18 protein-coding genes and 2 pseudogenes are annotated in these 21,053 nt (G+C 61.4%); 10 read left to right on the plus strand and 10 right to left on the minus strand.

Annotated elements, in window-relative coordinates; all coding sequences use genetic code 11:
- Nucleotides 1-133 precede the first annotated feature (133 nt).
- Nucleotides 134-1,072: a type VI secretion system-associated lipoprotein TagQ gene (gene tagQ / locus J4D28_RS22405; protein ID WP_110176987.1), complete on the plus strand. Its 939-nt coding sequence runs from the start codon at nt 134-136 to the stop codon at nt 1,070-1,072.
- A 385-nt stretch (nt 1,073-1,457) separates the two neighbouring features.
- Here tagQ and J4D28_RS22410 read toward each other — a convergent pair whose 3' ends face one another.
- Complete coding sequence (locus tag J4D28_RS22410; protein ID WP_009049552.1) at nt 1,458-2,357, minus strand: GntR family transcriptional regulator; 900 nt, start codon at nt 2,355-2,357, stop codon at nt 1,458-1,460.
- Between the two features lie 151 nt (nt 2,358-2,508).
- Between J4D28_RS22410 and J4D28_RS22415 the strand changes: the two genes are divergently transcribed.
- A complete protein-coding gene (locus tag J4D28_RS22415) occupies nt 2,509-3,243 on the plus strand; it encodes an arylsulfatase (protein ID WP_103331511.1) in 735 nt (244 codons plus the stop codon).
- Nucleotides 3,203-3,952, plus strand: coding sequence for a hydroxypyruvate isomerase family protein (locus J4D28_RS22420; RefSeq protein WP_103331494.1), 750 nt, complete (start codon nt 3,203-3,205; stop codon nt 3,950-3,952). Before J4D28_RS22415 ends, J4D28_RS22420 begins: the two co-directional genes overlap by 41 nt.
- A 116-nt stretch (nt 3,953-4,068) precedes the next feature.
- Here J4D28_RS22420 and J4D28_RS22425 read toward each other — a convergent pair whose 3' ends face one another.
- A complete protein-coding gene (locus J4D28_RS22425) occupies nt 4,069-4,533 on the minus strand; it encodes a tautomerase (RefSeq protein ID WP_053269323.1) in 465 nt (154 codons plus the stop codon).
- Nucleotides 4,534-4,627: 94 nt separating this feature from the next.
- Here J4D28_RS22425 and J4D28_RS22430 point away from each other — a divergent pair, with 94 nt between their 5' ends.
- Together J4D28_RS22430 and J4D28_RS22435 are read left to right on the plus strand one after the other, a co-directional pair.
- Nucleotides 4,628-5,587 carry a GlxA family transcriptional regulator gene (locus J4D28_RS22430; protein WP_039968075.1) on the plus strand — a complete coding sequence of 320 codons (960 nt, stop codon included), beginning with the start codon at nt 4,628-4,630 and terminating at the stop codon, nt 5,585-5,587.
- A 151-nt stretch (nt 5,588-5,738) separates the two neighbouring features.
- Nucleotides 5,739-5,918: pseudogene (locus J4D28_RS22435) on the plus strand (EamA family transporter); the annotation flags it as partial.
- 101 nt (nt 5,919-6,019) lie between these two features.
- Here the strand turns inward: J4D28_RS22435 and J4D28_RS22440 are convergent.
- The 7 genes from J4D28_RS22440 to J4D28_RS22470 all read right to left on the minus strand — a co-directional run bounded on the left by J4D28_RS22440 (nt 6,020) and on the right by J4D28_RS22470 (nt 11,480).
- Nucleotides 6,020-6,211, minus strand: coding sequence for a tautomerase family protein (locus J4D28_RS22440; protein ID WP_053269319.1), 192 nt, complete (start codon nt 6,209-6,211; stop codon nt 6,020-6,022).
- Nucleotides 6,212-6,285: 74 nt separating this feature from the next.
- Nucleotides 6,286-7,110, minus strand: a complete 825-nt coding sequence (locus J4D28_RS22445; protein ID WP_009049545.1) for a transporter substrate-binding domain-containing protein — start codon at nt 7,108-7,110, stop codon at nt 6,286-6,288.
- Between the two features lie 86 nt (nt 7,111-7,196).
- Nucleotides 7,197-8,204: a trans-3-hydroxy-L-proline dehydratase gene (lhpH, locus tag J4D28_RS22450; protein ID WP_016703035.1), complete on the minus strand. Its 1,008-nt coding sequence runs from the start codon at nt 8,202-8,204 to the stop codon at nt 7,197-7,199.
- A 101-nt stretch (nt 8,205-8,305) separates the two neighbouring features.
- Nucleotides 8,306-9,259, minus strand: a complete 954-nt coding sequence (gene lhpI, locus J4D28_RS22455; protein ID WP_103331495.1) for a bifunctional Delta(1)-pyrroline-2-carboxylate/Delta(1)-piperideine-2-carboxylate reductase — start codon at nt 9,257-9,259, stop codon at nt 8,306-8,308.
- A 27-nt stretch (nt 9,260-9,286) separates the two neighbouring features.
- On the minus strand, nt 9,287-10,072 hold the full coding sequence (locus J4D28_RS22460) for an amino acid ABC transporter ATP-binding protein (RefSeq protein ID WP_103331496.1): 786 nt from the start codon (nt 10,070-10,072) through the stop codon (nt 9,287-9,289).
- Nucleotides 10,069-10,803: an amino acid ABC transporter permease gene (locus tag J4D28_RS22465; RefSeq protein ID WP_016703032.1), complete on the minus strand. Its 735-nt coding sequence runs from the start codon at nt 10,801-10,803 to the stop codon at nt 10,069-10,071. The genes J4D28_RS22460 and J4D28_RS22465 overlap by 4 nt, the downstream gene beginning before the upstream one ends.
- A gap of 2 nt (nt 10,804-10,805) precedes the next feature.
- On the minus strand, nt 10,806-11,480 hold the full coding sequence (locus J4D28_RS22470; RefSeq protein ID WP_009049540.1) for an amino acid ABC transporter permease: 675 nt from the start codon (nt 11,478-11,480) through the stop codon (nt 10,806-10,808).
- 396 nt (nt 11,481-11,876) lie between these two features.
- Here J4D28_RS22470 and J4D28_RS22475 point away from each other — a divergent pair, with 396 nt between their 5' ends.
- From J4D28_RS22475 to J4D28_RS22495, 5 genes are all read left to right on the plus strand, one after another.
- Nucleotides 11,877-12,614, plus strand: a complete 738-nt coding sequence (locus tag J4D28_RS22475; RefSeq protein WP_371920947.1) for a FadR/GntR family transcriptional regulator — start codon at nt 11,877-11,879, stop codon at nt 12,612-12,614.
- A 548-nt stretch (nt 12,615-13,162) separates the two neighbouring features.
- Entirely contained in the window at nt 13,163-14,938 is a 1,776-nt protein-coding gene (locus J4D28_RS22480) for a type I secretion system permease/ATPase (protein WP_009049538.1), read from the plus strand.
- Nucleotides 14,931-16,244: an HlyD family type I secretion periplasmic adaptor subunit gene (locus J4D28_RS22485; RefSeq protein WP_028682164.1), complete on the plus strand. Its 1,314-nt coding sequence runs from the start codon at nt 14,931-14,933 to the stop codon at nt 16,242-16,244. Before J4D28_RS22480 ends, J4D28_RS22485 begins: the two co-directional genes overlap by 8 nt.
- A gap of 38 nt (nt 16,245-16,282) precedes the next feature.
- A complete protein-coding gene (locus J4D28_RS22490; protein WP_016703028.1) occupies nt 16,283-17,644 on the plus strand; it encodes a TolC family outer membrane protein in 1,362 nt (453 codons plus the stop codon).
- A 571-nt stretch (nt 17,645-18,215) separates the two neighbouring features.
- Nucleotides 18,216-18,932 (plus strand): response regulator transcription factor, encoded by a 717-nt coding sequence (locus J4D28_RS22495; RefSeq protein WP_103331497.1) that lies wholly within the window; start codon nt 18,216-18,218, stop codon nt 18,930-18,932.
- 251 nt (nt 18,933-19,183) lie between these two features.
- Here J4D28_RS22495 and J4D28_RS22500 read toward each other — a convergent pair.
- Nucleotides 19,184-21,053: pseudogene (locus tag J4D28_RS22500) on the minus strand (hypothetical protein); the annotation flags it as partial.

Consider the following 21,053-nt stretch of genomic DNA (forward strand, 5'->3'; position numbering starts at 1 on the left):
GAACGGCCGTCGGTGGCGGCGAAGACCAGCTAGGCTGGATGTAGCGTCGGCAGGCTTCGCTCACGTCGGACAGCGCTCACGCTGCGCAGAAGCCGAAACGGAATTGATACGCACAAAAAGGAGAGACATGACCATGGATACTTCACTCAAGAACTGCGCTTCGATCCTTGCTCGTACCCTGCCGTTGCCTACCGCGGTCTGCTGCGCCCTGCTGCTGGGCGGATGCGCGGGCTTCGGGGCTCCAAGCTCGAAGGTCGCGGCCCAGACCAAGGTCGAGTACTACCCGCAATGCTATGAGCCGGTCAGCCAGTTGCGCAGTTCCGACAAGTCGATGACCAAGTCGGTGGCCACCGGCGCCATTGCCGGTGGCCTGCTCGGCGGCCTGACCGGGGCCCTGGTCGGCAATAGCGGCGATGCCGGCCGCAATGCCCTGATAGGCGCCGCCGCCGGGGCCCTGGTCGGCGGCGCGACCGGCTACTACAGCGAACGCCAGAAGCAGATCAGCGACGACCGTGCGCGCATTGCTTCCTACGCCAGCGACATCGACCACAGTACCGGCGAAATCGACCGCAGCATCAGCTACACCCGTACCGCGCAGAACTGCTACCAGCGTGAGTTCACCTCACTGCTCAATGCGCGCAAGACGAAGAAGATCAGCGACAGCGAAGGGCGCCTGCGTCTGGCCGAGATCGTCAGCGGCCTGAAGGAAACCAACGAGCTGATGGCCGCCGTGGACGGGCGTGCGGGCGAGAGCATCGAAGTCTACACCCAGGCCTATGAGAAAGACCTGCAGACGGTCGGTGTGCAACGCCAGGACGTCGCCCAGGTGGCCGCCGTGAAGCCTCCGGCCGCCACCGATAAGAAGGCGACCAACAAGAAGGCCAGCGTCAAGCCGACGACGAAGAAGAATGTGCCCAAAGAAGCCGTCACCACCGAGCGCACCTTGCAGCAAGCCACGGCCAAGCGTGAGGAAGGCCAGAAAATCGCTGCCCGTGGCCAGACCATGGTCAACGACGTGTGCAGCAACCCCGACATGGGTGACTGGGCACCGCCTGCTTGCTCGAAAGCCTGATGCGAGAAAAAGGGCAGCGGGATCCTGTCTATGGCCATCATCGACAGGTATCTGGCTCGTCACCTTGATCGCCTGGTCGAGGACTCTGGCAAGGAGGGGGTGGGCCTCTTTCCAGGGTTTGGGTGAGCCGATTGGAAGCTCAATCTGTTTGACGACGACGTCCTTGATGTCCGGCGCGGCCAGCCCAGCAATGAATTTCTGGAGGTCGACGGGTTTGGGGGGAGAGGTGCCGTCTTCTGGATTGAGCGGCGGGCCACATCACGTCGTCGGGTGGCGGTATTTTTGTATTTTGTGTTAATTAGAAACAATCGTGGTAAGCTGGCCGGCGGATGATTGGAGCGCTCCGACAAAGCCTCGATCAGTCAACGGGTGTCAGGGGCGCGCTCTATATCCCCTCATCTGGCATGACGTCCTGTTGAGTCTTGAGACGACCTACTTCGTCCAGATGCTTCCAGAGAAATTGCGCGGCTTCTTCGCGCCGATCAGATTCGATGAGGTCGAGCAAATGGATGTGCTCCTGGCATTGCGCCATAAGACGGGTGCGGTCGACGTTGGCCTTGTAGCCGATGAAGCGCCTGAGCTGATTCTGCTGGCGTATGGCATCGATGAAAAACACATTGCCGGAGCACTGCACGATCAGTTCGTGAAACTGGGCGCCCACCTGGAACAGCTGGGCACGGGACAAGGTCTGGATATCCCCGTCGAGCAGGGCCTGCTGTTGCTGCCTGGCCTGGGCGAACGCGGCGTGATTGACCTGATAACCCGGCTCGAGCAGGGCCGCCGGTTCGATGGCCATGCGGAAGCGGTAGCTCTGGATGTGTGCCTGGGCGTTATGCACGAAGTCCTTCAGACCCCATCCTTGCCCCGGCTTGCGTTCCACCATGGCTTCGCTGGCCAGCCTGTTCAAGACCTTGAGCAACTGCCCGCGCGGTACTTCGTAACGGCGCAGCAGCTGGGCTTCGAAAAAGTGCTCAGGTATCTCGCCCCCCAGAATGTCGTCGACCACCCGAAGGTAAAAGTCTTCGAAAGGATCGCTGGCGAGCGGGAAGGTCGTTTCTTGAATCTGCCCGGCGTCTTGTTTCAGAAAGTAGCCACGATTGGGTTCCTGGATGGCGAGGTCCCATTCCGCGAGCAAGGCAAACACTCGCCGGACCGGCGAGCGCGAAACACCCAGCGCCTGGGCAAACGTCTGCTCGCGCAACGGCTCGCCGGCTTTCATCGAGCGCGCGCGAATCATCTCGATAACGCGGGGGGCCAACTGCAAGGCGAGGTCTTTCTTGATCACAGGCTCTCTCTCGGATGAATGACGTCAGTCCGTTTCCGCTGGGGCGGGTGCCCCCACCAAACTGGAGTTGGAAAATACCATACGAAGGTGTGGGTATCTGCACAAAGAGCACTGGCGGATGGGGCGAACAATCTGGTCGAGGTACATGAGCATGAAGGCTCCACGTATTTTCCTGATCCACGCGACGGCACTGGCGATCGATCCGATCGCGACGGCCTTTGCCCGGCATTGGCCGCAGGCACAGGTGATCAATCTGCTCGAAGACTCGTTGTCCCGGGACCGCGTGGAGGAGGGCGAACTGACCGCGAGCATGAAGGCGCGCTTTCTGACGCTGTCCCATTACGCCGTGCAAAGCGCAGCGGACGCGATTCTGTTTACCTGCTCGGCTTTTGGCGATGCCATCGACCTGTGCAAGCCCGAGATTGCCATTCCACTACTCAAACCGAACGAAGCCATGATCAACCTGGCTCTCACGCAAGCATCGCGTATTGCGGTGCTGGCGACGTTCGAGCCGACCATCGTCTCGATCATGGCCGAGTTCAGGCAAGCGGCTGAGCACAGCGGTCGAGCGCTGGAGCTGGTGCCCTATTTTGTCCCTGGGGCGATGCAGGCGTTGAGTGAAGGGGACAAGGAAGGTCACGATCGCGCCATCGTACAAATGGCCACTCAGGTCGACGCCTGCGACCTGATCTGTTTCGCCCAGTTTTCAATGACCAGCGCCGCAGGGCAGGCGCAGGCTCGCTCCGGTCTGCCGGTGTTGACTACGCCCGACAGTGCGGTGCTGGAGATGCGCAGGATGCTTCAGGCCGATGATTTCATTTCTTCCCAGGACGGATGTTTACCCCATGCTCAAGTTCAATGCTCATCTCGGTTTCCAGTTCAATGAATGGCCTTTTCTGCAGCGCATCGAGGCTGCCGCCGCCGCTGGTTTTCGGGCGGTGGAGTTCCCGTCGCCCTATGAGTTCGACGCCAGTCTCCTGGCCGACCACCTGGCTCAGCACAGCCTGTCGTTGATTCAGTTCGCGGCACCGGCCGGGGTTACCAAAGGCATTGCTGCCTTGCAGGGCAAGGAAGAAGAGTTTCGCGACGGCTTGCGCCAGGCTGTGAGCTACGCCAAGGCGCTGGCGTGTTCGGATGTCCACATCATGTCAGGAGTGACGACACAGGATGAGGCGGCGCTTACCTTTGGGAGCAACCTGGAGTACGCAGTCAAATACTTCGAAGACCAGGGGCTGCGGCCGCTTATCGAAGTGATCAGTGCGCAGGCGATGCCGGACTACTACATGTCTGACTTCGACAAGGCGCATCAGGTGCTGGAGCGCTTTGCGAGTGTCGGGCTGATTCTCGATCTTTACCATGCCCAGCTTCTGACCGGAGATGCAGCCGGGGTTCTGGCCCGGTTTTATGACAGGACCGTCCATGTGCAAATTGCCGACTGCCCGGGCCGTCACGAGCCGGGAACGGGGAGCATGGACTTTGCTGCCTTGTTCGCGGCGCTGGAGCAGCGTGGCTACCCAGGATGGATCGGCTGTGAATACCGCCCCTCCGGCGCTACTGTTGCGAGCCTTGACTGGATCAAGCAGATAAGTGCCTAGGTTCTGTGCGAGACCCTTTGAAAAGCTGAATGGGCAGAGATGGCGGCGATTCTACCCATAGCTTTTCAATCGCCGCCATCAAAGGCAGACGCCCCAGGTAGCTGCAGTGGTTATATCTACTGGGGTGAAATGTCTGTCACAACATCCTGACGTGCGTAACCGGCAACCCTGACGAAATCCGACAGATGCCAGATATCGCCGTTAGCGGCCCAGGTTCCATCCACCACGTCGTTTATCACGATGGAGGTCATCAGCACACGAGGATCTTCCGCGCTCAGGCAACCGGCAATTGCCTTATGCAGTACTGCGGCGTAGTGAGCCCGGCGCCCGGCATTCAATTCTCCGGCAGGAGCCAGTACCTGTATGTGGCAGGGTATGAATTGGTCGAAGTCGCTACGCCCACCACACATCCAGCGTGAATCAGCAACCTCATCGAGCATGACCCAACACAGAAGCCGCTGACGAGGATCATTGCCGAGCCCGGTGGCTTCTACTGCTGCGCAGTCAACAGCTGCCAGAAGTTGTTGAATGGTGCCTTCGCTCAGCACATTGGCGGGCAGTTTAATCGTGATGTTTGGCATGAATGGATGTTCCTGATGAGAGGGACACCATTGAAGCGTTATCCGCTTTGAGGCGGAATTGGCTGATCAGACATCTTTCGTGCAGAATCGGCCAATGAACGATTTCATTGTTGTTGTCCCCCCTGGGGCGTTTGCCTCCAGCGTCACGTTGTCCTTGGACATACTTTCAACTGCATCAAAGTTGGCGCCACGGCTAGGTTTGCCAGAGCCGCGCTGGATTGTCTGCTCAACAGTAGAGGGGCCCATTTCATTAGGTGGAGGTCTGAGTCTGCTCACGCAGAGCTTGACACTCCCGTCTGATGGACGAGCCTGCTGGATTCTTCCTGGGTTGGATGTTGATGATTCGACTGAGTTGGAGTCGAGTTTGCTGCAGCCTGAGATTGAGTCAGTGCTGGCCGCTTTACGTCAGCATGTGGCCGCTGGGGGGACTGTTGCGGCGTCATGTTCAGCCGTATTTCTCTTGCACGCAGCTGGACTGACTGAAGGGAAGACGGTTACGACGACTTGGTGGCTGGCCGCCACATTGCGGCAGCTAGCGGCAGGTTGCTGTAACGTCGACCCGGACCGTATGGTGATTGAGGATGCTCCCCTGGTTACTGCGGGCGCAGCCTTGGGGCACACCGATTTATTGATGCACTTGATCGGCCAACGTTTTGGTCCGGAACTGGTCGCCGCAGTGGCCAAAGCTTTGCTTCTAAATCAGCGGCAGTTGCAATCACCCTTTATGGTGCCGGCGTTGATGGCACATGGTGAGCTGATTGCGCAGCTGATCGCTCATGTCGAGGTGTCGCTTCCAATGCCGGTGAGTGTTGATTCTCTGGCGGAAAAGATGCGAATGAGTACCCGAACATTATCCAGGCGGGTATCCAAGGCTACAGGGCATGGGCCTTTGCACTTAATTCGAACTGTCCAGTTGAATAAGGCGCGAGCGCTACTGGAAAGTAGTCGATGCTCGGTGGAGTCTGTCGCCGAGCAAGTGGGTTTCAGCGATCCAACGGCTTTGCGCCGCCTCTTGAAGAAGCACTTGAATGCGACTCCGAGACAACTGAGGTAGTGCAACTCAACGGGCGAACGGGATTAGCGATCTGTTGCCGCACAAATGGGCAACCGTTTGAACATCCAGAGTGGTTGGCCTGATGCTTGTCAGTCGTTCAATTGGTATCGCGATGTCGACGTAGCCACTCATCGACGACTTCTCCGAGAGTCTCAGCCCGGTCATTCTGTCGTTCGTATTCATCATCTTTCCAGTATTCGCCGTCCTTCTCGGCGCCTGGTACGAAGGCACGGCCATCTCTCGACAGTTGATCCTCTATTCGCTGTTGCTGCTGGCAGGCTTTGCCATCACCAAATTGCCGGTAGAACGGCTTCTCGGATGGGGCAGATAAGCAATGGGCATTTTGAATGCTGGCAATCTCTCGGTGGTCAGGGGCGGATTGCCAGTTCCTCATGCCCAGAAACTCCCCTGACAACGGCTAGAGAGGCTGGGCTAGTCGGGTGCAGGTGAGTACAGGCGTCCAGCTCGGGCCCAGTCCTGGGGGGCGGTTTCGGTAAAGATCACGTCGACGGATTCAGTCGCACACTTCAGGATTTCGGCGGCCAGCCGAGTCGCTTCGGCGGCGTACAAGGCTTTCTGCTGCTGCGTTCGGCCTGGCAGGAGTTCGACCCGGATAATGGGCATGACGACATCCTCAACGAAACGATGGGGGGAGGAGAGCGCCGGCCCACCAGCGAAGGTCCGGCGCTGTTCTCCGTTCACTTGATGGGTTCGACCTTGAACGAGCGATTCATCTTGTACAGGGTTTGCGCGCCGAGCCACTTGTCGAAAATCGCCTGGCTTTCGCCGGACGCTTCCATGTCCTGCAAGGCGCCATTGACGGCCTGGAGCATGGCCTTCTGGCCTTTTCGCACCCCCAGCCCCCACACCTCGCGGCCGATGGCAGGCTGAACGATGGCGTAGCTGGATGCATTGGCGCCGAGACGGCTGGCAAGTTTATGGAAGGTCTCTTCGGAGGTGCTGAAACCCTCGACCTTGCCTTGCATCAGGGCGGTGAAAGCCGTCGATACATCCTCGAAGCCGATGGCCGTGGCGGTGGGTATCTGCTCCTTGATGTAGTTCTCGCTGATGGAGCCCTTCACGAAGCTGATTCGCTTGCCCGCCAGATCGCCGATAGAGGTGAAGCCACGGCTGCTCCGTGCCGCGACAATGTTCTGGCTGACGTAGTAGGCATCCGAGTAGTCGATTTGCCCGGCGCGTTGTGCCGAGTACGCCAGGCCGGCTGCCAGCAGGTCCATATGGCCCTGTTGCAGTTGGGGGATTCTCGCCTCGATGGATACCGGCTTGATATCCGCCTTGACGCCGAGTCTCTTGGCGACCGCATTGCAGATATCCACGTCATAACCGACGACGGCTCGACTGCCGGTGTCCGTGTAGCCAAAGGGTTCGAAAATATCCAGGACCCCGCAAAGCAGTGTCCCCTTGGTTTTGACATCAGCCAGCTGGTCCGCACGCACCTGGGCCGTGGCCAGAAAAAAGCAACCTGCAACCACCGGAATCAGGACCACTGTTCGAAGTTTCATTGCGACATCCTCAGATTTCTTGTACTGAAATTTGCATGGCCTGTTGAGCCAACACGAACCCGTTCGCGTTGTTTCCAGGGGGGCGATTAGCGGACCAGGAAGCCGTTTTTCAGGGGATCCCGATCATCGAGAATCCAGTTGCAGAAACCGCAGATATAAGCGGAGCCGGACACTTCTGGAATGACGGCGGAGAACTCGCCGACACGGGTTTCATCGATGACTTTGGCGCTGAAGACGGACCCGATGACGGACTCGTTGACGAGCACATCCTCGCGGGTGATTTCACCTCGCAGATACAGTTGGGCAACTCGACCGCCCGTACCGGAGCCGGTCGGCGAGCGATCGACTTCCCTGTCCGCGAAGATGCAGCAGTTGGCCTGGGTCGATCCCGGATGGCGCGGTGCGCCGTCGATGATGGTTCCATAGATATGGTTGATGCCCGCAATGTCGGGATGAACGACCGGGCAGGCCAGGTTGGCGGCCTTTTTGACTTCTGCGCCGAACTGCTTCAGCGCTTCAATCGACGGCTCGCGAATCTCCAGGCCATGGGGCGCTGCGTTGGTATAGAAGTAGAAGGCGCCGCCGTAGGCGATATCGCCGGTGACGGCGCCATAGGTAGGCGTCTCTACCGTCACATCGCGCTTGTAGATAAAGGACGGGACGTTGATGAAGCGCACGCCGTTGGCATGGCAACCATCCCACTGCACAAAGGCCTCGATGAAGCCGCAGGGCGCGTCGATACCCACGCGGGTTTCCGGAGTCTGCCGCGTTACCCAGCCCAGCTCCACCGCGGCAGTGGCGAGTGCAATGACGCCGTGACCGCAGTGATCGCTGTACCCCTCGTTATGCACGAAGATGATGCCGAAATCGGCATTCGGGGAGACGGGCTCCGTCAGGTAGCCGCCATACATGTCGGCGTGACCGCGCGGCTCGAACATCAGCGCCTGGCGGATCTCATCGGCGTTTTCCAGCAGCCAGGTCCGGCGCTCGATGATGGTTTTTCCCTGCATGCTCGGGAGACCCGAGGTGACGATGCGAAACGGTTCGCCGCCGGTATGGACTTCGACGGTGCTAATGGTGCGAGAAATTTGCATGGATAGAGTCCTTTTGAAGATGTAGCGATCCGCAAGAGCGCTGGCCGGTTCAGCGGCCCGCGCTTGCGAGGGGGGGATCGGCTATCAGCGACCGGGTTCGTTCACTCGCCCGCGGCGAGCGCCTGAAGCGCCACACGAGCGGCGGCCAGGTCCCAGGCTGCGGTGCCCACGCTCTTGAAAACGGCGGGGCGAGACGTGTCGACGTCCTTGCGGAGCGCGTCGGCCAGCGAGCTCACGCGCGACCAGTCAATGCCGGCCTGCAGCAGGTCGCCTGCCTCGTGCCGGGCGCCGGCCGGGTCGTCGGCGTAGAGGTCGCTTGCGTCCAGGGTCACTTTCCCCAGCTCGGCCATTTCCGGTTTGAAGGCGCCTACGCCTATGACAACTCGCCCCGCCCGGGCGGGCTCGTTGTAGACCGGCTCGGTGCTGGTGGTCAGCGTGATGACGACGTCCACTTCAGCCGGAATATCAGGGCCACAGGGCTCCAGGTGCTCATGCAGCTGGCGATTGCCGGTGCAGAACTGCGAGGCTGCCTGTGCATCCACCCCACGTACCCACACCGTGCTTTGCGGATAGATCGCATGGATTGCCTGCACGTGGTAGCGCGCCTGGACGCCGGTACCGAAAAGCAGGATCTGCCGCGGCTCCCGTTTGAGCAGGGTACGGATCGCCAGGAGCGTCACCGCGGCGGTACGGCGCCCGGTGAGCTCCGGCCCATCCAGCAGGCAAATGACCTGGCCGGTGGCTGCGTCGCAAAGGGTCACGGTGCCATGGATGGTGGGAAGCTGGCGTTGGGTATTGCCGGGATGGACGTTGACCAGTTTGTGAATGCCGATGTCCTGGGCGGTGGCGGGCATGCTCAGCATGACTCCAGCCTCGCCCAAGGGGACGACCATTCGCTCCGGGCTGTGGATTTGGCCGGCTGCCACCTCCAGCGCTGCCTGTGCGATGGCCTCGACCAGCCTGTTGAAGTCCAGAAGCGCCGCAGTCCTGGCCCGGTCACAGATGATGATCGGGGCGTCGTTGTGTGCGGTTGCAGCAGGGAACCGAGTACTCATGCAGATGCTCCAGGTGGAAAGTGACATTCAGTGGCGGTGGATATCGGAGAGGAATTTTTCGGCACGGGGGTGTTTCGGCGCGCTGAAGAACGCCTCCGGAGGGGCGACCTCCAGGAGTTCTCCCTGGTCGATGAACCACACGACGTCCGCGACTTCGCGCGCGAACTTCATCTCGTGGGTAACGCACACCATGGTCATGCCTTCACTGGCGAGCGCCTTCATGACGGCAAGCACCTCGCCCACCATCTCGGGGTCGAGGGCACTGGTCGGCTCGTCAAACAGCATCACCGGAGGTTTCATCGCCAGCGCCCGGGCAATCGCCACGCGCTGCTGCTGGCCGCCGGACAGTTGGTTGGGGTAGGCATCCGCCTTGTGCCCGAGCCCGACCTTGGCCAGGAGCTCCAGGGCCATCTCCAGGCTCGCCTGGCGATCGGCCTTGTTGACCCAGAGCGGCCCGCAAGTGACGTTCTCCAGCACCGAGAGGTGGGGGAAGAGGTTGAACTGCTGGAAGACGAAGCCGATGTGGCTGCGCAGGCTGTTGATGTCGACGCGCTTGCCCTGCACGTCTTGTCCGTTGACACGGATGGTGCCGGCGTTGATTTCCTCCAGGCGATTCAAGGTGCGAATCAGCGTGGACTTGCCGGACCCGGAGGGGCCACACAGGACCACGACTTCGCCTCGTTTGACCGCGGCGGTGAAGTTCGTCAGTACGCGATGCTCGCCGTACCACTTTTCGACGCCGCTCAATTGAATGATGAAGTTTTCCTGGGGCTCGGCGCCGGTGCGCCGGGCGATGGATTTCATGGTCGTCATTGCGCTACAGGCTCATTGGAAGTACGGACGCGGGGAAGGGGGAACGTGCGGGAGTTGCGGCGCTCGATACGCGCCTCCAGCACCCGAACGGACTGTGTCAGGGTGAAGCAGATGGCGAAGTAAACGAGCGACAGCACCAGGAAGACGCCGAAGGGTTGCGTCAAGACGCTGCTGTTCACTTGGTTGGCGGCGTAGGTCAGCTCATTCACCCCGATGACGTACCCCAGCGAGGTGTCCTTGATGGTGGTGACGAACTGGCCAACCAGGCTGGGCAGCATGTTCTTCAGCGCTTGGGGCAGGACGATCCTGCAGGTCCGTGTCCAGTAGCCCATGCCCAGGGCCGCAGCCGCTTCCACCTGGCCGCGCGGCAACGCCTCGATGCCGGCTCGAACGATTTCGGCCAGGTAGGTGGCCTGGAAGATCACCAGGGTCACCGCCATGGTCGTGAACCCGGCAACGGGGCGTCCCAGGATCATCGGTACGATGAAGTAGGTGGCAAAAATCAGCATGACCAGCGGGATGCTGCGAAGTACGTATCGCACCGCGCAAGCCGGGTAGCGAAGCACCCTGTACCCGCTGAGCTGGGCCAGCGCGAGCAGCACGCTCAGGGGGAGGGCCAGGCCGATACCTGTGATCGACAGGAGCAGCGTGGCAACCACGCCACCCAGCGGACCATTCGGGTAAGCCCCGATCAGGAACAGAAGCCAGTACTCGTGGATGATATCGAGCATGATCAGCGTCCCTTTATCCGCAGGCACTGGCCCAACCAGTTGCCAAGGAACAGCAGGCCGAGCGCGACCACTACGTACATCACGGTGCTGATCGCGTAGGTTTCGAAGATGCGGAAGGTGGCGCTGGAGATCTCCTTGGTCACGTACGTGAGTTCCATGACGCCGATCACCATGGCCAGGCTGGTGGTTTTCACCAGCATCACGGTGCCGCTGACAAGCGGGGCGATGGCGACGCGCAGGGCTTGCGGCAGGACTACCCGGCGCATGGCTGCGGCGTAGCTCAGGCCCAAGGCTCGTGCGGCCTCTTGCTGGCCTTTCGCAATGCTGCGCAGGCCGCTGCGGATGTCCTCGGCGAAGTAGGCGCCGTAGTAGAGGGCAATGGCCACCGCGGCGAAAATGAACTCGCCATGGTTGGCGTTGACCCAGTCCTGGAGGGCCTCAGGCAGTACGCTGCCGACCCCGAAGTACCAAAGGAAGATATGGACCAGTGGAGGGACATTGCGCTGGTACTCGATGAAGGCCAGCACCAGAAGTTCCAGGGCCCGCACTTTTGTCATGCGCAACAGCGTGAGTGCCAGGGCGATCAGGAAGGCGGCCAGCCAACTGGTCACGGAGAGCAGCAGCGTGAGCGCCAGGCCGAGAAGGAGCGTCGCCCCGTATTCGTTCAATAACGACATGTCCTGCCCTCATTGATGAGTGAATGGGCAATGAGCCCCTGGCTGGGAATGTGAAATCCCGAACGTAGAACCGACCACTCTCAGCTTCATGTTTTTGTTATTCATTGGAGCCTTCTGCACAACAAGGTTGTGGGGAATTGGTTTTATGGAAACCGCATTAAGCGTTGGCTGGTTATTTCACTGGGCAGGACTGGCGGATATCGCGAATACCGGTCTGTTTTTTGCTCCAGTTGTCGGCTAACCTACGTCCAGTTTTGGCAGGTTGCAACGATGGAAGGGCCCGGAAAGTTCTGATTCGGTTTGGAAAACGACCTGTTTGATAAGGGAAACCAGAAAATTGGTCGTGATACGCCCGATTTAGAGCGGTTTGTAAGGTAAGTCTGAAAAATTGGTAAGGTGGTCTTGAAAAGCAACCCAAGCGATATGCAAAGCGATTTCCGCCCCAAGCAAATTTACGAACAAGTGGCCGATGAAATTCGCGCAGGAATCATCAATGGCGCCTACCTGCCCGGATCGCGCCTGCCTTCGGAGCGGGACCTGGCACAGCGTTTCATGGTGAGCCGGCCCGCTGTTCGTGAAGCGATAGGCGCCTTGCAGAATGAAGGGATGGTGGTGACCCGCCTTGGCTCCGGCACCTACGTTGCCGAGCGGGTGATGGAGCAGCCCTCGATGCAGGGTGACTCCAGGTCAGAAGCGGACTTCAGTCCCAACAGCGTTCTTGAGGTACGCCTTTTGATCGAACCGGCTATTGCGCGACTGGCGGCCAGGCGCGGCAAGCGCAATGCGCAGGCTGAGCACTATCTGGCCCAGATGGCCGGTGTGAAGGACGTCAATGACATAAGCCAGCAAGCCTTGTGGAGCGAATCCGACCGCCTTTTTCACCGTCAGCTCGCGGTCATGACCGAGGATGCGCTGATGGTGAAAATCGCAGATGAGGTTTCAGCGAGCATGGCGCAGCCGTTGTGGAATCGCTTGCGCGACGACGGCATATACGATGCCAATCGCATCCAGCTCTATGTGGCGGAGCATCGTTTGATTTACGAAGCGATAGTCACCGGCGACGAAGAGGCAGCGGCCTTCTACGTTGAAAACCACCTCAAGCGGGTGCAGCGCGATATCAACACCCGCGAGTGACAGGCGGGCGCCAGGCCCGGCAAGCCGGTCCAGGAAGCGGTCGTTCCCGGACCGCTTGCTGACCTGAGTGACTCTCTGACCCGCAACCCTGCGATCGAAGTCAGTCGCTTGCGCACAAAAACTACCCCTCCCGCATACCTGTTATCCGCTGCGAGCGCACCGCTGGTCATCGCAAGATCGGCCAGTCAATCCAGTAACTAGACTAATCGGGATACCCCCGGCGCTGCGTGTACTGCACCTGTCGCTACCGACAATCGGATTCTTCTGGGCGAAGCAGGTGTGCGGCGCCCCTGTCGCGCGCCTGGAAGGCCTGTTCCGGCATCCCGCGGCGCCCTTGCAGCGGCCACTTCCCAGCGACCCACGATGGCGCCAAACGCCCGTGCCAGAGCCCTCTGCTCTCAAGGCCGCGGGGCGCTTGCGCATGCGTGCGCGCCGGGCCGTTGGCGGGACCATTCCGGGTGCCCGAGGCGAACCGGCCAATGGCTGCACGCAGCTGTCCGGCATGATCTAAGCTCCACAAAGGCTGGCCTTTCGAGCAGAGGTTTTCAATGCAAAGCACACCTGAAAACAGTCTGAAAAATGCGTTGAAGGTCTGTCGAGACAGCTTTGTTTTCGTCGGTTTTTTCAGTTTCTTCATCAATGCGCTGATGCTCGTCCCGACCTTCTACATGCTCCAGGTGTATGGGCGGGTGATGACCAGCGGCAGCCTGACCACCCTGGCCATGCTGACGCTGATCATGACCGGGCTGGTGATCACCCTCGGCTCCCTGGAATGGGTGCGTTCGCGCATCATGGTGCGGGTCAGTACCCGGCTGGATGTGCTGCTCGGTCGCCAGGTCTACAAGGCCAGTTTCAAACGGGCCCTGGACAGTGGCGGCATGGATGCCTCGGCCCAGTCGCTCAACGACCTGACGGGCTTGCGGCAGTTTCTTTCCAGCAGCGGCCTGTTCGCCTTTTTCGACGCCCCCTGGTTGCCGATCTATATCGCGGTGATGTTCCTGTTCCACCCCTGGTTCGGCTGGGTCGCGACGGGCAGCGCGCTGTTGTTGATAGTGCTCGCCTTCGTCAACGAGAAGCTCACGGGGCCGGTGTTGGCCCAGGCCAACAAGGAGTACATCGGCGCGACCCTCCATACCACCAAGAACCTGCGCAACGCCGAAGTCATCGAGTCCATGGGCATGCTGGAAACCCTGATGGATCGCTGGGGGCGCCGGCAAAGAAGCGTTCTGCTGCTGCAATCGCTGGCGAGCGACCGGGGCGGCATGGTCACGACGCTTTCGCGGACTTTCCGCCTGCTGGTGCAATCGCTGGTGCTCGGCCTGGGGGCTTACCTGGCGGTGGACCATCAGGTGGGGGCCGGCCTGGTGTTCGCCGGGGCCGTGCTGCTGGGGCGGGCACTGGCGCCCATCGACCTGATGATCGGCAGCTGGAAGGGCTTTATCGCGGCCCGTTCGCAGTACAACCGCCTGAACGACATCCTCGGCAAACAGCAGGCGCAACCCGAGCGCCTGTCCTTGCCCGCGCCCGAGGGCAACGTGCAGGTCGAGAACCTGATTGTCGCGGCACCTGGTTCGAAAACCCCGATCCTCAAGAACATCAGCTTCAGCGTACCGGCCGGTTGCGTGGTGGGCATCATCGGCCCGAGCGCCTCGGGCAAGTCGACCCTGGCCCGGGCGCTGATCGGCGTCTGGCCGCCGCAGCATGGGGTGGTCCGGCTGGATGGCGCGGACATCAGCACCTGGGACAAGCATGAGCTTGGCCCGTATATCGGTTACCTGCCCCAGGACATCGAGCTGTTCGAGGGCAGCATCGGCGAGAACATTGCCCGCTTCGCCGAGATCGATTCGGCGAAGGTTATCCAGGCCGCCAGGACCGCTGGCGTCCACGAAATGATCCTGCTGTTGCCCGATGGCTACGACACCGTCATCGGCAGCGAGGGCGTCATGCTCTCGGCAGGGCAGCGCCAGCGCATCGGGCTGGCCCGCGCGCTGTACGGCAACCCGCGGCTGATCATTCTCGACGAACCCAACTCCAATCTCGACGAGGTCGGCGATCGCGCGCTGGCGGCCGCCATCCAGCAGATCAAGCACACCGGCGCGACCCTGTTCGTGATTACCCACCGCACCAACATCGTGTCGCAACTCGACCGGCTGCTGGTGATGAAAGCCGGGATGGTCGGCCTCTACGGGCCGCGCGAGGAAGTGCTGGCCGAACTCAGCGGGCAGCAACCGCCGGTCCCGAAACATGCCGGGCCAGTACCGGTGGTGACCAACGTGGCGTCGATCGATGCCCGTAAGGACGATGGCGGTGAATCCTATGCCTGATCGTCAAATCGAAAGCTCCTCCGACCTGCCGGTATCCGATCGCAAGGCCCACCGCCTGGGCATGGGGATTGTCGGCGTGACCTTCGGCCTGTTCGGCACCTGGGCGGCGCTCGCGCCCCTGGATGGCGCCGCTTACGCGCCGGGGGTGGTCACCGTGCAGACTTACCGCAAGACGGTCCAGCACCTGGAAGGCGGCATCGTCAAATCGGTGTTGGCCCACGATGGCGACATCGTCAAGCAGGATGATCCGCTGATCATCCTCGACGATGCCCAGCTGCGCTCCGAATACGAGGCGACCCAAGGCCTGCTGGTCGCGGCCAGGGCCATGGAGTCGAGGCTGATTGCCGAGCGCGACGGGTTGCCGGCGATCGACTTTGGGGCGATGCCCGAATCCGCCAGTGTGCGAGGAGAGGAAGCGCGCCAGGGCGAGACCCAGGTATTCAACGCGCGGCGCGGCTCGCGGCTGGGCCAGATCTCGGTGCTGCGCGAGCGCATCGGCCAATTGCACCAGCAGATCAAGGGCCTGGAGTCGATGATCGCGGTCAAGGTGCGCCTGGAGAAATCCTACAGCGGTGAAATCGGTGAGTTGACCGAGTTGCTCAAGGAAGGGTTCGTCGACAAGCAACGCCTGCTCGAGCAGGACCGCAAGCTGGGGATGCTCAGGTCGGAGGTGGCCGATCACCGTTCCACCATCGACAAGACCCGCCTGCAGATCAACGAAACGCAGTTGCAGATTCTCCAGGTCGACAAGGATTTCAATTCCGACGTGGCCAAGCAACTGGCCGAGGTGCAGACCAAGATCTACGACCTGCAAGAGAAGAACTCGGCCCTGGAAGACCGCCTCAGCCGCATCGTCATCCGTGCCCCCGACGCGGGCATGGTGATCGGCATGACGGTGCACACCATCGGCGGTGTCGTGCGTTCGGCGACGCCCTTGCTGGACATCGTGCCATCGGTCTCGGAACTGATCATAGAGGCCCAGGTGGCGCCGGTGGACATCGACCGCATCGGCATCGGCAAGCGCGCCGATATCCGTTTCGGCGCGTTCAACAGCTCGACCACGCCGGTGATCGAAGGCGAGGTCAGCAGCGTCTCGGCCGACCGGCTGACCAACGAAAAGACCGGGACCGCCTATTACCTGGCGCGGGTCCGGGTCACCGAGCACGGGGTGCGCACCTTGGGTGAGCGCAAGTTGTTGCCGGGGATGCCGGCGGACGTGCTGATCATCACCGGGCAACGCACGCTGTTGCAGTACCTGATGCAGCCGGCCCGGGATGTGATGTCTCAATCAATGATCGAGGAGTGACCGTGGGAGCGCCGTCAGTTCTGCTAGGGAGTGCATTCATGCTGGCAGCGGGGGCCGCCTTGGCGCAAACCGCTGCGGTAACGTCGACCGGGGTCAGCGCCTCGACCTATTCCACCGACCTCATGCAGTTGTATCGCGAGGCGCGGCTGGAGGATCCACAGGTCCTGGCGTCTTTTGCGCAAGCGCAGGCCGGCAAGGAGCATCAACGCGAGGCGCTGGGAGCGCTGTTGCCGCAACTGTCGCTGAATGCCGGGACGAACCGGATCCACCAGGAAAACGACCTGATACAGGAGCGCAGTTTCGATAGCGAAAGCTACAGCCTGGTGCTGCGCCAGTACCTCTACAACAAGGCCGCGTGGGAGAACTACCAGAAGTTCAAGAGCCTGGCCAAGCAGTCTGAATCCGAAGCGCTGGATACCCAGGCCGAGGCCGCGGTGGAACTGGCGCGGCGCTACTTCACCGCGCTGGCGGCCGAGGATGAGCTGGAGCTGGTGCGGGCGGAGCGGCGAACCACGCAAAAGAGCCTGGACCGGGTCAATGCGCTGTACGAAAAGCAGATGGCAATGGTTACCGACCAGCTTGACCTCAAGGCCCGGGTGGACCTGCTCGCGGCCCAGGAGCTGGATGCCCGCAACCAGGCCCGCATCAGTCGCGAGGCGCTGGCGGAAATCGTCGGCCGGCCGGTCAAGGAGAAGCTCAACCGGATTCGCAACGACGCGCAACTGCGGGTGTCGGCGCAGAGCCTGGAGTCCTGGGTACGCGATGGCATGGAGCTGAACCCGACGCTCAAGGCCAGCGAGAGCGGCGCCGAAGCCGCCAACGCAGCGTTGCGCAGTGGCAAGGGCGGGCACTATCCGACGGTGAGCCTGAACCTCAGCGCGCAGCAGACCAACGAGGGCTACAACAACACCCTGGCGCCACGCACCGACAGCTATGTTGCCGGCATCGGCGTCCAGGTGCCGCTGTACAGCGGCGGCTCGACCTCGGCGCGGGTCCGTGGGCTCTACCAGGACCAACTGGTCGCCGAGCAGCAGCTGGAAGCGATCCGGCGCCGGGTGGTCAAGGAGATCACCAGCGCCTACCTGACCGCCAATTCGAACGGCGAGAAGATCGACGCCAGCCGTTCGGCCCTGGCCTCGGCCCAGCTGTCCCGGGTGGCGGCGGAGAAGGGGCTGAGCTACGGCATGGTCAACGCCGTCGATGTACTGGCCAGCGTGCGCAACGAGTTCCGCGCCCGGCGCGACCTGCTCAAGACGCAATACGAGTTCCTCAGCAACGTCTTCAGCCTCAATCGCTGGGCGGGCAAACCGCCGGTGGAAAGTGTCGAGAATGTGAATGCCTGGCTCAGTCCCGGTAGCGCCGGCCAGGCCATGGGCGTTGGCATCGAGGACCAGGAGTAGACACCGGGACAGTGGTGTCCCGGCTGGCCAATCACTTCTGTGGGGGATCGGCGTCGAGCCGCTGGTTTCATGGCACTGCCGGCTTCGTCGATAAATTGACGCCCTTAATAAACACTGACTTATCCGCGCGCCACTCGTCTGTTAATTGACGAGCCTGGTTGGATCCGAGTCTGCCCGCAGGTCCCCCGCAGCGCGCCTAAGACCTTGATTTGCAGGGGGCAGGGCGCCTCGGGGGAGCATCGACCACGTGACCCGCACCCGGCCTGAGTCGAAGACCGACGGATGGGTTGGCAGGCAGCACAGTGGGCTGGCCTAGACTCAATTGAGGGCTCGCGGATGCCCTGCAGCACATGCAAACTATTGATAGTTATTCTTATTTATGTGGTTTCAATAGCTTTGCCGGGCTTCGGGAAACCCCCGCAATGTCTGCCTGTACCCCGGGTCGCCAAGACCCGGGTGGGCACTTCCAGAGCCTGTCGGCGCTCGCATCCGTCCTTCAAGAGCGAGTGGCCGATCAAGGAAGGCCAACGCGTATGAAGGTCATCGTTTTTCAAGGGGAGGCAGAAAGATCATGCCAGACCAAAAAAAAACGATACGCGTGATGCTGATCGATTGCCGCCCCCTCGTGCTCATGGGTCTTCATGATTTGATCAATGCGAGGAAGCCCCGGATGGAGGTGAGTGGCCAGGCCACCACCTACACCAATGCGCTGGACCTTGCCGATCAGCTGCGTCCCAATGTGATTTTTTTCAGTTTCTTTCCGGATGCGTTGAACCCCCTGGAGGTGGTCGCAGGGCTGACCCGCCGCCCGGATATCAAGCTGCTGGTGCTCAAGGGCCTGTACGAATCCGTCCCGGTTGCCCAGGCGATCGAGGCGGGCGCGCGTGGCATCGTGCTGGCGGAAGACCCGACGGAATCGATCGTCCGGGCCATCATCAAGGTCCACTATTACGACGTCGGACTGGACCGAGCCTGGTCCGGTGGGCTTTCCGGCTATGCCGCGACCCGGCATATACCCATGCGATGCAACCTGGAGCAGGCGAAACAGGCGCGGCTGACGCTGCGCGAGAGGGAGCTGATTCGCGCCATCGTCGGCGACCCGTCCGCCAAGTACATGAGCATCGCCGAGCACCTGGGCATCAGTGAACACACCGTGCATAACCACCTCAGCAACATCTATCAGAAGCTCAACCTGATCAACCGCATCGACTTGCTGATGTATGCGCTCAAGCACGGGCTCACCGATGACGAAGAGCCGCCTGACTCGACGTGGGTGGAACTGGAATGAGTTGATCAAGACAAGGCAGCCCGGTGGCTGTCCTTGTCGCTGTCCTTGTCGTCGTCGACCTGGGGGCCCAGGCCGAGGGCGATGCCGTGCTCATTGTTTCCTGCCCCGTGAATGCGCTGGCATGCCGCCGCGTTCTTTGCGCTGCCTGGGCGTTTGTCGCGGATGAGAGTAGGGGAATTCCGGGCGGTAGCGGCAAAAAAAGCGAGGGTGGTTTCCAGGCCACCCTCGCTTTTATTCGCATGCGCGAGGTTTCAGACGCTGCCCATTACGATATCGGTATTGAGCAGATCGACCCCGACCAGGGTAATGGTCGTTATCTGCCCACCGGTCTCGGCCACCGTGACGATGCTGTCGGCGCCGGCGTTGTTGATCGACTGCACGACCGCGCCCGCATCACCAATGAGCACCACCGCATCGCGCTGGCCTGCGCCGGCATCGAAGCCTGTGACCTGGTACTGGTTCTCGGCCACCGACAGGTCGATGTTGAACGCATCACGCTCACCCGTGGTGCCCACCAGCCTGAAGTCGAAGAGGGCGTCGGCCGGGTCGTTGGCGAACAGGTTGGCGTCGAACGCGCTGGTCGCGGTGTCGCCATCCTTGTCCGTCACCGTCGCGTTGAACGCCAGCTTGACGTCGCTGGCCAGGCTCTCGGTCTCATGGGTGAACAGGATCGTCGGGATCTTGATCTCGCCCCGGGCCATCGTCAGCTGGACCGCATCGATCAGCGATGTGGCCGATTGCTCGACGGTGAAGGACACCTGCCCACCGGCCTCTGGCGTCAGGGTGTTGACCTCGATCAGGTTGGAGAAGGTGCCATCTTCGTAGAAGACCCTGTAGTACAGGTCCTCGGTGGCCGTGTTGTAGCCGCCCACGGAGTTGTCGATAAACACCTTCATGCTCGTCAGCAGGCTTTCCGGGTTGACCACGAAGCTTTCATCGGCCGCGCCGATCGCCGCCAGGTTGTCGCCCTGGAGCAGGTTGTTGGCGATGCCGATACCCGCCGTACTGACGTTCAAGGCTGCCGAGCCGATGAACGATGGCAGCGGGTTGGTCTGCAGTTGCGCTTCGGTAGGGTCGGGGGCCCCGACCCCGATGCCGGTCTGGATGCTGTTCGCGCCGCTAGCGGGAGCCAGCGGGTTGGCGCCGAAGAACACGATGTCCTCGGTGCCGATCGTCAGCGTGCGCACGGGGTCCGGGCCACCGGCATCCAGCGCGCCATCGGCACTGCTGAGGACAATGACCGAACGGAAGCCTTCCTCCAGGTCCAGGGCATAGGTGCCGTTGGCATAGGCGCTCAGCGTGTAGTGCACGGTGGTATCCGCCGTGGCTGCGTTGTTGTCGAAGTCACCGGTCAAGGTGCCCGCGAACTGATACGCGCCATTGGCGTCCGGTGACGGCGACTGCTCGACCAGCGTACCGGTGCCGGTGGTGGTCGTATCGTCCGGCCGGACCAGGGTGAACTGGCCGTTCACCAGCGAGATATCCAGGCCGGCTGCATTCAGCCCGTCGGCGCCAGTCCCCAGGTTCCAGTAGCCTTGTTGCGCCTGGTCGGTCCCCGTGCCAATCAGGTTGCCGAAAGCCAGGGTTGGCGTGTCGTCATCGACGGTAATCACCAGTTTGTCGGCCGCGGCGGTCACGGTGTCGCCATCCTTGTCGGTAGCCTGCAGCAGGGTGCCCAGGTTGAGGACGAGGTCGTTCTCATCGTTGCCCGTCGCGTGATCCAGGGGCTGGAGCAGGGTGAAGGTGTAGGCACCCGCTACCGTCAGGCTCAGGGTGAACACGTCAGTCGCGCCGGCCTTGGCGGTCAGGGTGTTGCCCAGGACGCTGTAGGTCAGTGCCACTCCACCGGAGCTCAGGGCTGGCAAGCCGCTGGTGTTACTCGACAAGGAGTAGCTCAGCGGTACGTCGGCCCCGGACTGGAAGATACCGGTCACACTGCCGCTGGCGACGGTGGCTTCACCGGCCACGTCGCCGATACCACCGGCAATGCCATTGGCCAGGCCGTCTTCATCGACGGTGCCGGTCACGGCGGCTCCATTGGCGGTTGGGGTGTCGTCATCGACGGTAATCACCAGTTTCTCGGCGGCGGCCGTTACCGTGTCACCGTCCTTGTCGGTGGCC

Source organism: Pseudomonas sp. GW531-T4, from assembly GCF_017349615.1.
In the GTDB taxonomy this organism is placed as follows: Bacteria; Pseudomonadota; Gammaproteobacteria; order Pseudomonadales; family Pseudomonadaceae; genus Aquipseudomonas; species Aquipseudomonas chlororaphis_I.